Annotated in this window: 16 protein-coding genes; 7 read left to right on the top strand and 9 right to left on the bottom strand. The window is 41.8% G+C overall.

Annotation, left to right across the window (positions count from 1 at the left end):
• Positions 1-34 precede the first annotated feature (34 nt).
• The 4 genes from MUN89_RS04280 to MUN89_RS04265 all read left to right on the top strand — a co-directional run bounded on the left by MUN89_RS04280 (position 35) and on the right by MUN89_RS04265 (position 3,443).
• Complete coding sequence (locus MUN89_RS04280) at positions 35-343, top strand: MGMT family protein (RefSeq protein WP_244711698.1); 309 nt, start codon at positions 35-37, stop codon at positions 341-343.
• Positions 344-366: 23 nt separating this feature from the next.
• Complete coding sequence (locus MUN89_RS04275; RefSeq protein ID WP_244711696.1) at positions 367-1,308, top strand: PD-(D/E)XK nuclease family protein; 942 nt, start codon at positions 367-369, stop codon at positions 1,306-1,308.
• Between the two features lie 91 nt (positions 1,309-1,399).
• Entirely contained in the window at positions 1,400-2,032 is a 633-nt protein-coding gene (locus MUN89_RS04270) for an SDR family oxidoreductase (RefSeq protein ID WP_244711694.1), read from the top strand.
• Between the two features lie 148 nt (positions 2,033-2,180).
• Positions 2,181-3,443, top strand: a complete 1,263-nt coding sequence (locus tag MUN89_RS04265) for a helix-turn-helix domain-containing protein (RefSeq protein WP_244711692.1) — start codon at positions 2,181-2,183, stop codon at positions 3,441-3,443.
• 49 nt (positions 3,444-3,492) lie between these two features.
• Here the strand turns inward: MUN89_RS04265 and MUN89_RS04260 are convergent, their stop codons facing one another.
• Positions 3,493-4,371, bottom strand: a complete 879-nt coding sequence (locus tag MUN89_RS04260; RefSeq protein WP_244711691.1) for a 5'-3' exonuclease — start codon at positions 4,369-4,371, stop codon at positions 3,493-3,495.
• A gap of 241 nt (positions 4,372-4,612) precedes the next feature.
• On the opposite strand from MUN89_RS04260, the gene exaC reads away from it, so the two are divergent.
• A complete protein-coding gene (gene exaC / locus MUN89_RS04255) occupies positions 4,613-6,133 on the top strand; it encodes an acetaldehyde dehydrogenase ExaC (RefSeq protein ID WP_244711689.1) in 1,521 nt (506 codons plus the stop codon).
• A 25-nt stretch (positions 6,134-6,158) separates the two neighbouring features.
• Positions 6,159-6,527, top strand: a complete 369-nt coding sequence (locus tag MUN89_RS04250) for a DUF779 domain-containing protein (protein ID WP_244713564.1) — start codon at positions 6,159-6,161, stop codon at positions 6,525-6,527.
• A gap of 23 nt (positions 6,528-6,550) precedes the next feature.
• On the opposite strand, the gene MUN89_RS04245 is transcribed toward MUN89_RS04250, so the two are convergent.
• From MUN89_RS04245 to MUN89_RS04230, 4 genes are all read right to left on the bottom strand, one after another.
• A complete protein-coding gene (locus tag MUN89_RS04245; protein ID WP_244711687.1) occupies positions 6,551-7,378 on the bottom strand; it encodes a DUF4037 domain-containing protein in 828 nt (275 codons plus the stop codon).
• A 17-nt stretch (positions 7,379-7,395) separates the two neighbouring features.
• The gene (locus tag MUN89_RS04240) at positions 7,396-7,743 is read right to left on the bottom strand and encodes a hypothetical protein (protein WP_244711685.1); all 348 of its coding nucleotides are present in this window, start codon (positions 7,741-7,743) and stop codon (positions 7,396-7,398) included.
• 21 nt (positions 7,744-7,764) lie between these two features.
• The gene (locus MUN89_RS04235) at positions 7,765-8,496 is read right to left on the bottom strand and encodes an alpha/beta fold hydrolase (RefSeq protein ID WP_244711683.1); all 732 of its coding nucleotides are present in this window, start codon (positions 8,494-8,496) and stop codon (positions 7,765-7,767) included.
• A 98-nt stretch (positions 8,497-8,594) separates the two neighbouring features.
• On the bottom strand, positions 8,595-9,302 hold the full coding sequence (locus tag MUN89_RS04230; protein WP_244711681.1) for a GNAT family N-acetyltransferase: 708 nt from the start codon (positions 9,300-9,302) through the stop codon (positions 8,595-8,597).
• 142 nt (positions 9,303-9,444) lie between these two features.
• Between MUN89_RS04230 and MUN89_RS04225 the strand changes: the two genes are divergently transcribed.
• Positions 9,445-10,452, top strand: coding sequence for an NADP-dependent oxidoreductase (locus tag MUN89_RS04225; protein WP_244711679.1), 1,008 nt, complete (start codon positions 9,445-9,447; stop codon positions 10,450-10,452).
• A 112-nt stretch (positions 10,453-10,564) separates the two neighbouring features.
• Here the strand turns inward: MUN89_RS04225 and MUN89_RS04220 are convergent, their stop codons facing one another.
• The 4 genes from MUN89_RS04220 to MUN89_RS04210 form a co-directional block, all read right to left on the bottom strand.
• Positions 10,565-10,933, bottom strand: a complete 369-nt coding sequence (locus tag MUN89_RS04220; protein ID WP_244711677.1) for a thiol-disulfide oxidoreductase DCC family protein — start codon at positions 10,931-10,933, stop codon at positions 10,565-10,567.
• Positions 10,934-10,965: 32 nt separating this feature from the next.
• Positions 10,966-11,520: an aminotransferase class IV gene (locus MUN89_RS21950; protein ID WP_318036115.1), complete on the bottom strand. Its 555-nt coding sequence runs from the start codon at positions 11,518-11,520 to the stop codon at positions 10,966-10,968.
• Between the two features lie 62 nt (positions 11,521-11,582).
• On the bottom strand, positions 11,583-12,689 hold the full coding sequence (gene pabB, locus MUN89_RS21945) for an aminodeoxychorismate synthase component I (protein WP_318036114.1): 1,107 nt from the start codon (positions 12,687-12,689) through the stop codon (positions 11,583-11,585).
• Positions 12,686-13,288 carry an anthranilate synthase component II gene (locus tag MUN89_RS04210; protein ID WP_244711675.1) on the bottom strand — a complete coding sequence of 201 codons (603 nt, stop codon included), beginning with the start codon at positions 13,286-13,288 and terminating at the stop codon, positions 12,686-12,688. Before MUN89_RS04210 ends, pabB begins: the two co-directional genes overlap by 4 nt.
• Positions 13,289-13,331: the final 43 nt, after the last annotated feature.

Here is a 13,331-nt window from a genome sequence, read left to right as displayed (position 1 = left end):
TTATCATAAACTAAAGAAAGAAGGAGTAAACATTATGCAGCCTTTTACAAAACGAACCCTAACGATCATCAAGCAGATCCCAGAAGGTAAGGTCATGACGTACGGCCAAATTGCAGGTCAGGCAGGGAACCCGAGAGCTGCAAGACAAGTGGCACGGATTCTGCATTCTATGAGTGCTAAGTATTCTCTGCCGTGGCATCGTGTAATCAATTCAAAAGGGCAAATTGCCTTAGGAGACCCTGATGGAGCAGAAATCCAAAGACTGTCCCTTGAAAGCGAAGGAGTCACGGTTATTCATCGAAAAGTTAATTTAGAAGACTTCCAGCTTAAGGACGAGCGCTGAATCTTGGGAATATGGAGGTACCTATGTTTGAAATCAAGCATTACCCGGAATTATCCTGGTCTTTATCCAGGCATAAAACCTTTCTTACCTGTTTAAGAAAGTATTGTTATGACTACTATACTTCTCACAATGGGTGGTTAAGAGATGCGGACTCTCTTGCCCGCCAAGCCTACAGGCTTAAAAAAATTACGAACCTGGAGATGTTCTTCGGGAGTATCATTCACGATATGATCTATCAAACCATTCAAGATGTTCTTTCAAATCGGTCCGTCATTGATGAATCAAAATTCGTAGAAGAAGTCCGCCGCCACCTCAACCGCGGGTTTATTGAATCTACCAGAAAAGAACATCTTTGGCAGAACCGTCCTAAACATTACACGATGTTTCACGAAATTTATTACAGTCAGTCGGACACACTACCCGATAAAAAAGTTAAAAAAATCACCGATCGCCTTCACAAGACAATTCAAAATTTCTACGCAAGCAAGTCCTTTGCTGAAGTGCTCAATAAAGAGCGTATGCAATTTATGGAGTCGGAAAAGTTCCGGTATATGACAGTCAACGGCATAAAAATTTTCGTTGTGATGGACTTGTTATATAAAGACTTACAAAACAATAAATGGATTATTGTTGACTGGAAAACTGGTAAATCTTCAGACGAAGACCGTAACCAGTTAGCACTGTATGCTTTGTATTTACGTCAAAAATTCAACATTGGGTCCTTGGATGATATCATTATTCGAAATGAATATTTACTCGAAGGAACGCATATTGAACACAAGCTTACCGAACAAGATTTAATAAATGTCCAGCACCTTTACCAAATCAGCATGGAACAAATGCAGATGCAGCTCATGGATCCGGAACAAAACAAACCCAAAAGCTTCGAACAATTCCCGATGCAGGAGGATCCTAGAATCTGTTCCCAGTGTAATTACCAGGAACTTTGTTTCCCTTCTCTCTAACGTCATTCCCTATCCTCTATGTTTAGTTTTGACTGCAATCGGCAACATAATGGGTGAAGGAGAACTATAGACGGAAGGAGCTTGAGAGTTTATGGAAGTACTCGTAGCAGGAGCAAATGGCCACACGGGCCGTTTACTGATTCAATATTTAAAAGAAGATGGTCATGTCCCTTATGGCATGGTCAGAAAGGAAGAACAAAAGGCTAAAATTGAAGAACTAGGAGGCATTCCTGTTCTTGCCGACTTAACGGGAGACGTCGGCCATGCGGTAAAAGGAAAAGAAGCTGTCATTTTTGCCGCCGGCTCAGGCTCCAGCACCGGACCTGAGCAGACGGAGCTCGTGGATCGTGATGGAGCGATAAATTTAATTAAGGCAACAGAAAACTTTGGAATGAAAAAATTCATCATGCTCAGCGCCATTGCGGCAGGACAGCCAGAGCGCGGCAAAGAAGAACTACAGCATTATCTTAAGATGAAAGGCGAAGCTGATGAATATCTTCAAGGTACCGAGCTCAATTATACAATTGTACGACCCGGCGGCTTAACGCATGAAGAAGGAACTAGTAAAGTCAATGTTGGAGAAACCGTAGACCGCGGTACGATTCCAAGAGCGGACGTCGCTAAAACGATGATCGCCTGCCTGAGAGAACCAAACACTTATAACAAGACGTTTGAATTAGTCTCCGGCGATACCCAGATTGAGGAAGCTCTTAAAACGATATAATTCTAATAAGCAGCAGCCATCCCCTCTACTGGATGGCTGTTTGTTTTATTTTTACAAATTTTGGATCAGTCGACTATAATTGTATTTTTTCTCGGTCTATTATATTGTGTATACTTGAGTGCTTTAAAGAAGAGGGGAACGGTTGACAATGAAGGGCACATTAATTAAACAGCACCGAAAATATAAAAATATGACATTAGAAGATTTAGCTTCAGGCATCTGTTCTGTGTCCTATTTAAGTAAGATCGAGCACAATTCTATTAATGCCAGTGATGAAATCTATCGTCTGATCGGGGAGCGGCTGAAGATTACCCTCACAAACATTAATGAAGAATTTGACGAGGACATCTATCAGAATCTCCATGATTGGCATGAAACCATTCAATTAAGAGATTTTACTCTGATGAAAAAACTTAAATCCGAGATAGAAAAAGCGTTAGCCAATAACCAAAATATTGAATTAGGGAATTTATACAAAGTCATTCTAACCCGTCATAAAATGACTTTAGAGGAGATCTTAATCCCTGATGACACTCTAAAAGAGTTTGATGCCATCTTCCCTCAGGCAACAAAGGAATTTCAATTTTTCTATTATAAGACGGTCGGCCTCCACTTATTTTTAAAAGCAGAATTGCGTCAAGCCCTGAACTATTTTAGAAATGCATCACAAAAGATGAACGAGCTCCCACTCGAAGACAGTGAAGTTTATTTCCATTTAGCACTAACGTACTCTCAAACAAGAGCAGCTGTAGAATCTACCTACTACGCGGAAAAAGCATTAAAAGGGTACAAGGATTCCCTTCAATATTCCAGGATTGTAGATACTTATATGATTATTGCGATCAATTATCGTTTTCTCAATATCCACGATATTGCTCAAGAATATTTTTTAAAAATATTAAAAGTTGCCAAGTATCATTTAACTTTTTTAGAAAAAAGAAGAATTTATCATAATTTAGGCTATATCAACATCAATATGGAAAATTATGATAAAGCGATCGAGTTTTTAGAACAAGCGGAAGGTATTGAAACGGATGATACCTACTTCCAGTCAGGAACCATCTACCTTCTAGCTTTAGCGCACTACTATAATGAAAACATTGAGGAATGCTGGTCTTATATCTTGTCAGGAGAAAAAATGGCGGACAAGCAAAATGACCTACAATTCAAGCACAAATTTTATATATTAAAGCATAATTTGAACAAATCAACTCAAGAAGAAGAATTCATACACGAACTAGAACATGTAATCATCCCCGACCTGAGGGAATTAAATATTTACGATGATTATAAAGATGCTCTGGAACTGCTCGCAAACCTTTACTACAACAAACGGATGTACAAGAAATCTTCCATGTATTACAGAGAAGCGAACCAATATAAATTCACTCAGAAAAAAGATCTTCTTTAAAAGAATCGTGTGCATAAGAAAGTCGGTAGCATAAGCTACCGACACACCGTTAAGATACCCCTATAATGTTCTTTCTCCAATTTCTAAACTCAAGTTCTTCAAATTTATCTCTCATTCGCTCGTCATCAATGTAAAACAAAGCATCTTCCAATGAACAATTAACGTCTGCTTCACAATGAATACGGGCAAGTTTCCGCGACAAATGAAGCATTTCCAGTCCTTCTTCTATTTTTGACCGCTGGCCTTTGGTCAAGGCATCTAGATTTCCCAAAATTCCTTCGATTGTTTGGTGCTTCATAAGCAGCTTGAGGGCTGTTTTTTCCCCTATCCCTTTAACACCGGGATAATTGTCGCTCGTGTCCCCCATCAAAGCTTTTAAATCTACCATTTGAGCAGGTGTAATCCCCTTCTCTTCATAAAAAGAATCCTCGTAATATTCCGCATAATTGCCATACCCTTTTTTAAGCAGCACGACAGTCGTATTTTGCTTTAAAAGCTGAAGCATGTCCTGATCACCGGTAAGGATAAAAACCTGGGAATGCTCGCTGTATTCTTTACTAAGTGTACCAATACAGTCATCTGCTTCAAAACCCGCAACCCCGACATTAGGAATATTTAATGATTCTATCGCTTCTTTTGCAAGGTCAAATTGGGGAATTAATTCAACAGGAGGTTCTCCTCTGTTTGCTTTATAGTCAGGAAACATGTCATTACGGAATGTTTTGCTCCCCATATCCCAGCAGCAGACGACATGGGTAGGCTGATAATGATTAATAGCAGTAAATAAGTGCTTCAACATTCCATAAACTCCATTGGTAGGCGTACCTTTACTATTTACCATAAAATAATTGCTCATTGCAGTAGCATAGAAGGCCCTGAACAAAAGAGCCATACCATCGACAAGCATAATTCGATTTGTACTGGTCATCGTTTAGAATCTCCTTCTTTTCCAGATGAACTTATTATAACAAAAAACCCTTCTCCCTACATATAGATCTCATATGGAAGAAACTTATCTAAAGGTAAAAAATTGTCAATATTTTTATAAAAAGTCAAATAATTGACAAAATTCTGTGATGGTGGTAGCTTCAAGTTAAGTGTAGCGTATGTTTACATACCACCATTTGTAAGCGCTTGCACTAATAGTACGTACAGGAGGAATCAATCAAATGGTTTATGCATTTCCAAACACTGAAGGAGCTATAGTCCAGTTCAAAGACCGGTATGACAACTTTATTGACGGAAAATGGACAGCTCCTGTAAAAGGACAGTATTTCGATAATGTCACCCCTGCTACAGGAAAACCTTTCTGCCAGGTAGCGAGATCTACGGAAGAAGACATCGAGCTTGCCTTGGATGCTGCTCATAAAGCTAAGGATGCATGGGGAAAAACCTCTGTCACTGAGCGTTCGCTTATATTAAATCGAATTGCTGATCGCATGGAGGAAAACCTCGAAAAACTGGCAGTAGCAGAATCGTGGGAAAATGGTAAAGCAGTCCGTGAAACCTTGAATGCGGATATTCCTCTAGCAGTCGATCATTTCCGCTATTTCGCTTCTGTGATCCGCGCTCAGGAAGGTTCAATTGGAGAAATTGACCAGGATACCATTGCTTATCACTTTCATGAACCTCTTGGCGTAGTCGGTCAGATTATTCCTTGGAACTTTCCAATTCTCATGGCCACTTGGAAAATCGCTCCTGCTCTTGCAGCTGGAAACGCGATCGTATTAAAACCAGCCGAACAGACGCCTGCTTCACTTATGTATTTAATTGATATAGTTGGAGACCTGCTTCCTGATGGTGTATTAAACATTGTGAACGGGTATGGGTTAGAAGCAGGGAAGCCATTAGCCTCCAACCCCCGGGTAAACAAGGTGGCTTTTACCGGTGAAACAACTACCGGAAGAATGATCATGCAATACGCTTCCCAAAATATTATTCCAGTCACATTAGAGCTTGGCGGCAAATCGCCTAATATTTTCTTTGAGGATGTCATGAGTAAAGATGATGACTTTCTGGATAAAACAATTGAAGGGATGGTTTTATTTGCTCTTAATCAAGGTGAAGTCTGCACCTGCCCTTCCCGCGCATTGATCCACGAGAGTATATACGATAAGTTCATGGAGCGTGCTCTTGAACGAGTAAAAGCTATTAAGACAGGGAACCCGCTTGATCCTGAAGTGATGATGGGAGCACAAGCGTCTTCGGAACAAATGGACAAAATCATGTCTTATTTATCCATTGGTAAAGAAGAAGGAGCAGAATGTCTCGTGGGAGGCGGCAGAAACAAGCTGGAAGGTGAGCTTTCAGAAGGTTATTATATAGAACCGACCATCTTTAAAGGAACGAATGATATGCGCGTATTTCAGGAAGAAATTTTCGGGCCGGTCCTGTCCGTAACTACGTTTAAAGATGAAGAAGAAGCGATGAACATCGCCAATGATACTCTTTATGGTTTAGGCGCCGGCATATGGACCCGTGATATGAATACGGCCTATCGTTTCGGGCGTGGAATTGAAGCGGGAAGAGTTTGGACAAACTGTTACCATTCCTATCCTGCCCATGCTGCGTTTGGCGGCTATAAAATGTCCGGAGTCGGACGTGAGAATCACAAGATGATGCTCAGCCACTACCAGCAGACCAAGAATCTGCTTGTAAGCTACAGCCCTCAAAAGCTGGGATTCTTTTAAATTACATGAGAGGAGGTGACCGATGTTGGTTGAACGTGTAACCGCTACGGATTCTGCCCTCCAATTGATTCATAATCTGAAAGAAAAACATGGATCTTTAATGTTCCACCAATCAGGTGGCTGTTGTGATGGCAGTTCCCCTATGTGTTATCCGGAAGGCGATCTTTTTCTAGGAAGTCAGGATGTGCTTTTAGGAAGCATTGGTGACACACCTTTTTATATTAACAAGAGTCAGTATGATTATTGGAAGCATACCCAGTTAATCATCGATGTGGTCGATGGCAGAGGCGGCATGTTTTCCTTGGAAGGTGTTGAAGGAAAACGATTTTTATCGCGCGCCCGTGCTTTTACAGACGAAGAATACCGCGAACTGAAAGAAGAAGGAATGGTCTAATAAAAACAACAGCCGCACAGAACCTAAAACTGGTTTTTGTGCGGCTGTTGTTTGATCTCCTTATGGCTTACCTCTCTTGGAGATTGCTCATTTACTAGTTTTTCCACGTCTGCCGTTAACTGTTCCAATATTTTCATGCCTTTCTCAGGCTCTGTTAAAAATACACTTTCCATCCGTTCACAGGCCCTCATAGGCTTGATTGAAAGTTTATTCAAAGATTGTTTCTGCCACTTAAACCCTGGATGGTGGACATATTCATGGTTCAGTGCAAATAATAAAGCCATGATTTTTTCAGAAACGTCAGCCATCGTCGAATAAAGGATTAAAAGATCTCTGCGCTCAAGCAGAGTAGAACGGCTCTTCCAACGGTTTCCAAAATCCAAATTTTCCTCAACCATCGCCTCTTTTAAACCTTGAGGGTACGTATTTACAGTATTCTTCCACTCGGAGATAACGGTCTTACCATGCAGCACAATGCCGTCCTGTATGGCAGAAATAAGACACTGGTCTTCCAAATTCGTGGAATAGTCACGGATTACACGATTTACTACCATGTCAATTGTGCTCCCCAGAAAATGACTTAACTCCATTTTCACGCCGTCACACAAATAGCTTTCTGACCATTCATCATCCTCGTACGGATAAAAAGTAAGAAGGGTTCCCTCTGCCTTTTCTATCAACTGCAGACGCTCACTTTCAGTCGGGGCTTCTTCCCAAAATACATGCAGTTCTATATCTGAGCGTGCATCCTGCCAGCCTCTTGAGACAGAGCCTGCTAATAGAACAGCTTTTATTTTTTCGCAGGCAGCATAATACCCGCCTACTGTTTCTGCAATTCTCATCCATGTCATTCTACGTTTCTCCTAATCTAATAATTGTCAGTATTGTATTTCCCTGATAACCGTCTTTCAAATAAATAGTAGGCAAGCAAACGGTAAATCACCGGGAGAAGAAACAATAAGGAGAGCCACTTTGCCAATCCTTCTACAAATAGGAGGACTCCCGCAAAAAGGAGAAGGCCAAGGAGCGTTAATAAATTTCCAACCCAGCTGTTAATGGGCTGATTATTGATAAATAGCACAGCCGGTCCCCTTAGTTCTTTGGCAAAACATTCTTTGTGGTAAGGAACCATCACAAAAAGTACGCCTGCAACGACCAAGTTATCCTTCGTCTTTATCTGACGGGAGCATCTGCGGCAATATACACCTTCCTGCAATCTTTGTCCTCCCCCCTTTTGTCATTCCAGCTCTTCTTCCTTTTGTAAAGCTGTCTTATGAAGAAAATTCTCTAAGATTTTCGTATAGATTTCGGGTTGTTCTGAGTGGACTAAGTGGGAGGCAAACGGAAGCACAGATACATGAACCTTACTGTATTTAGGATAATAAACGGCTCCTGTGACTTCATGAGCATTTCCCTCTCCTACGATGTAAAGAATCGGGGCTTTAATATCGGCTAGAGAGTGTGTCTCCTCAAAGGGATACCAATTGTCCTGCCTCACTAAATAAATCAATTCACGCCAATTTGTGTTATGAAGCTGATTGAAATGGCTCACAAGGTTTTGATCTCTCAAGAGCTGCCTTTGAAAATCAACCTCTTTTTCATGGATGTCCTCCCAGTTTTCCGGCTTCGTCGGAGTGACTCCGGAAATCACCAGGCTTCTGACATAATCAGGATAATATTTTGCAAAAATTATGCCGACAAGTGCTCCGAGTGAGCAGCCGACAATTTGAACGGAAGGGATATTTAAGTAGTCCAGCGTTTCTTTTAAATCCCTTGCCGTATCATAAAAATAGTCGTTAAAATCCTCACTGAATGAATTTCCGTGTCCTCTTAAATCAGGACAGACAAGCTTGTAATGCTCTCTAAAGTACTCCCGTTGGTATTCGAAATCGGTAGAGCCTGTCTGGAGGCCGGTGTGGAGAAATACGAGAGGATCCCCTTCGCCAGTAAGGTGGGTATGTAAAATCATGAGAAATTCCTCCTGTAGACTGCTGATAATAAGTAAAGTGGTGTATTACTTGCTAAATTCTAGAAAACTTTAAAAATTCCTCCTGTACGGTTCTTTTTCTATCCTTTATGAGTTCGCTTAAACACTTTGTAGATCCCCGTTGTTTCGCAGCCGTTCTTTTGAAAAACTCTTCGCATCGGCAGATTGTTCAGGCTCGTTGCTCCAATCGCATAGGCTGCTCCGAACTCAGCTTTGAGAAGAGTTAACGCCTGGTTGTAAAGCGGCACACTCTTTCCACGGCCTCTGAATTCCGGAAGTAGCCCGAAGTAAAACAACCTTCCTTCTTCTTGTGTGTCTGGTTCAATATGCGGCATGACAACCCCGATTTCCCGCTCCCCTTCATAAGCAATTTGACAGGTGCGTTCATAACCCTCCCCCAATTCTTTTTTGACACTTTCCATCTGCTCATCCATATTTAAATAAGCTGCTGAATTGAAGGAGTCTTTCATACACTTTTTCCACGTTTTTTTAAAGAAATTCTCCTGGACTTCCGGAATGGTTTTCAAGCAATAAGGAGAAGGGCCCGGCTTATGTTCTGCGAGCTCTTTTCTGACGAAAATCAACGTATCATGGACTGAAAACCCGGAATCCATCAGTTTCCTGTCGATATCTTGTGGAAAATCATCGCGGATTAACAAAGACAGATGGCCCACTTTGTTTAATTCAGGGTCCTTGGCAGCTATCTTAATAAATGCACGTAATTCATAAGCTGTCAGCCGCTCCAAATCCTCAATCGTAATAAAATTTTCCCCTTTGACAAATTTCACCTTTCTGTAGAGCTGTCTCTGTTCGTCCAATATCCTTTCCTCTCTCCCTGTAAGTCTAGATTATTCAAACATTATATTTCCTTATTGAAAGGCTTTCACGTTAAAATGAATAGTGAATTTTCCATTGGAAGGAGATGTCAAAATGAACCGTGAAATCCACCTAGTCAAGCGACCGGAAGGCACCCCGGGTCATGAACACTTAGCCGTTGTTGAGAATCCTCTGCCGGAGCCGCAAGCAGGAGAAGTCTTACTAAAAACTCTTTACGTTTCTGTAGACCCTTACATGCGCGGTCGTATGAGTGACGGTAAATCCTATGTCGCACCTTTTGAACTAAATGAACCTTTAGATGGCGGCGTAATTGCTGAAGTTACAGAATCACAGGATGATCATTTTAACGTCGGCGATATCGTTACAGGAGTCCTTCCTTGGCAGGAGTATTCAACTGCCAAAGCCGAAAGCCTCCGTAAAATTGATCCCAGTCTCGGGCCAGTTACAACTTCTTTAGGGATCCTTGGAATGCCTGGATTAACGGCCTATTTTGGACTGACTGATATCGGAAAGCCAAAAGCCGGGGAAACTTTAGTCGTTTCAGGCGCTGCAGGAGCAGTAGGCTCTACCGTTGTACAAATCGGGAAAATCTTGGGCCTTAGAGTCGTAGGAATTGCCGGAACTGACGAAAAAACGTCTTATGTAACTGAAAAATTAGGGGCAGATAAAGCGATTAATTATAAAACAGAAGATGTACGTAAAGCCGTTAAAACAGCTTGTCCGGATGGAGTCGATCTTTATTTTGATAATGTAGGAGGATCGATTGCAGATGCTGTTTATCCACGTCTCAACAAATTCGCACGAATCATTCAGTGCGGAGCTATTTCTTCCTACAATCTTACGGAAGACAAAGGCCCAAGAATCCAAACCTATTTAATTAAATCAAGCGCGCTCATTCAAGGATTCATAGTTGCAGATTATCAAGAAAGATTTAAAGAAGGCTTTCAACACTTGTCTAAATGGCTGAAAGAAGGACAGTTAACTTACGAAGAGACCATTACAGAAGGCTTCGACAACATTCCTGATGCTTTCTTCGGCTTGTTTAAAGGAGAGAATATCGGGAAGCAGCTCGTTAAAGTGGCAGAGCCTGGTCCACAATAACTTTTTAATGATCTTGATTAGCGATCGAATATGAAAGATAGACAGACTGTCAAAAGGTAATCCTTACTTTTGACAGTCTATTTTTGTTTAAAACCTTGATTACATTTGTAAATTAAGAATACCTAGGTATATCATATCTGCCGAACCAATCATAGCGGTGCCCTGAAAACCATCGATAGGCTGGAGACCCAAAGAGCTTCATACCCGGCAGATATAAAAGCAATCCTATAAGAGCAAGGGGCGGCAGTACAGAAAGCAGCTTTCTAATCGAATCGAAACCTTGCTTAATTTCCCCTTCTTTTGTCAGCATGTGAATCTCGTCGAGCGTATTCCGCCCTTCCAAATAAGGGTATTTACCGCTCGCTTCTACTTCTTGAACAGACACCCATTTAATCTTATTTAACCAGTCAAATTTACGCAATACACGCTTGACATTGAAGCAAAATGGACATTGCGCATCATAAAACACGATGTGTTTCATCCATATCTCCTCCTCTTAGTTAACACGAAAGTTTACGTAAGAAAAACTTTTACCCAGCCACGCAAACCATTTACCATCCAGATTTCCTCAAAAGTTGAGAGATCTTTTTTCAACAGCACTTTTTCTTTCACTTTCGCCTCTTTGAGCAAACACGCTCTGAACGTGCCTGCAAGCAAACCTGAGGAAACAGGGGGTGTATAATACTCTCCTTGCTGCTTAACTACTAAATTAGCGATCGTGAATTCAGTCAGCTCTTTTTTGCTGTTCCAAAGAAGGACAGCAAAGCCTGCGGCGTGGGAGTGCTCGTTATAAATTTCCCTATGAGTCGTCTTATGAAACAGAAACGGGTTGTTTTCATCAACCGGAGACAAGGCTAGTTTACCATTGATCTGCTCACGCAAACCTTGGATTTTTGTCGTTTCAATCGTACTAGCTCCCGTCTTATCAAGTAACAGCCTTACTTTAAATAGTCCTTTCGGGTGAGCTTCAGATTCCGCTTGTAGTTTTTTCAAGATTTCCCCTTCAAAAAATGGGCGTTGAAAGTAACGGGAGGAATCACGGGCTCTCTTGACGTGAAACTCAAGCAATGGATAGTCCCCGTTCTCGAGTTTTATCGTCTCGAGCAGTTCAAATTCCGGTCTCTTTTCAGTTAAAAGTTTCGCCTTCGTCTGGATTTCGGCAAACTCACCTTCCGGGGTGGAATCCCACGTAACCCCGCCCCTGAACCGTAAACTGCTTCCTTCGATCCGTGGTCAAGCATGACTGTTCGAATGGGTACATTAAAAACAGCCTCCCTTTCAGGTGTCATAAATCCAATCGCACCACAGTAAACATTTCTCGGAGCTGTTTCTAATTCAGCAATGTACTGCATTGTCCTTACCTTAGGCGCCCCTGTGATCGAACCACAAGGAAATAAAGCCTGAAAAATTTCATACATCGTCACACCTCTTGGCAGCGCTGCTTGGATCGTGGAAGTCATTTGGTGTACAGTTGGATAAGTTTCCAATTCAAACAGACGAGGAACCTGGACAGTTCCCGGCACAGCCATTCTTCCTAGATCATTGCGGAGTAAATCAACAATCATTAAGTTTTCTGCTTTGTCTTTTTCAGAGAGGGTGAGTTCAGATGCCAGCCTTTGATCTTCCTCTGTCCAACGTCCCCGCTTCGCAGTGCCTTTCATTGGTTTTGTTGTAAGCTTATTTCCATCCATGCGAAAAAACAATTCCGGGGATGCAGATAATATTCTCCGCTCCCCTAATTGTAAGTAGGCCGAATAAGACGCATGTTGGTTAGCAGCGAGCTGCTTGAAAAAGGAATAATCGTTCCCTTCAAAATGCGCTTTAAGCCGGGATGTATAATTTACCTGGTAAGTATTCCCCTGTTCGATAGCTTCTTTAATGGCGTCTATCCCTTTCTGATAGTCGGAAAAGCGTCCGTCAAGCTTCCAGTCGGAAACATGAAAATTACCTTCATCCGGCTCCGGGCCATCATGGGGATGCTCGAAGACTCCGAACCACACTAGCGGCCAATCTGTTTTTGAATAAGTTTTAAAAGCTTCGTCAAAAGCGGGGGCTGCTTCATAGCTAACATATCCTGCCACAAAACGGCCTTGATTTAATGCTTCTTCTGCTTTAGCGAAAGCCGGCTGCACCTGTTCCAGCTTGTAAGCCGTAATGATCGTCACTGGATGTGAAAAAGCCACCTCCTGCAGACTGCCTTCTGAATTGGCAAATTGGTATAACAAGTAGGGATTCATTTGATCAGCCCCTTTTTGTTTTGTTGATAGGCCATTGCTCGCCGGTATGCATTTTCAAGCATTTGAAAACCATATTCCGTTAAGATCGATTCGGGATGGAACTGCATCGATTCAATCGGATGCTTATGATGGCGGACAGCCATTACGACACTATCTTCAGACATGGCACTAATCTCAAGGCTGAGCGGCATGTCTTCCGCAGGCGTCTGCAGGGAATGATAACGCGTTACCCGTACTTTATGGGGAATATTTTCAAACAAAGATTTTCCATCGTGCGTGATACATGTTACCTTGCCATGCATCGGGTTCTTTCCCTTCTCTACTCTTCCCCCGAAAAATTCAACAACAAGCTGATGCCCAAGACAAATTCCTAAAATAGGAGTGTTCTGATAAAAGGCAGAGATGATTTCCCGGCAAACCCCGGATTGTGCAGGAGTACCCGGCCCAGGGGAAATCACAATTAAATCAGGAGCCAGATTCCGGACTTCTTTTATTGTCACCTGGTCATTTCTAAAAACTAGAACTTCTTTATCGAGCTGTTTAAAATATTGGTAAATGTTATAAGTGAATGAATCATAGTTATCGATCATTACAATCATGAAAAGCACCTTCACTCTGTTTGAAAATTATACGTACTTATTA

The organism is Halobacillus salinarum (assembly GCF_022919095.1).
Taxonomy (GTDB): Bacteria; Bacillota; Bacilli; order Bacillales; family Halobacillaceae; genus Halobacillus_B; species Halobacillus_B salinarum.
Note: the sequence above shows the minus strand (reverse complement) of the source record. Positions and strands in the feature narration are given on the sequence as shown.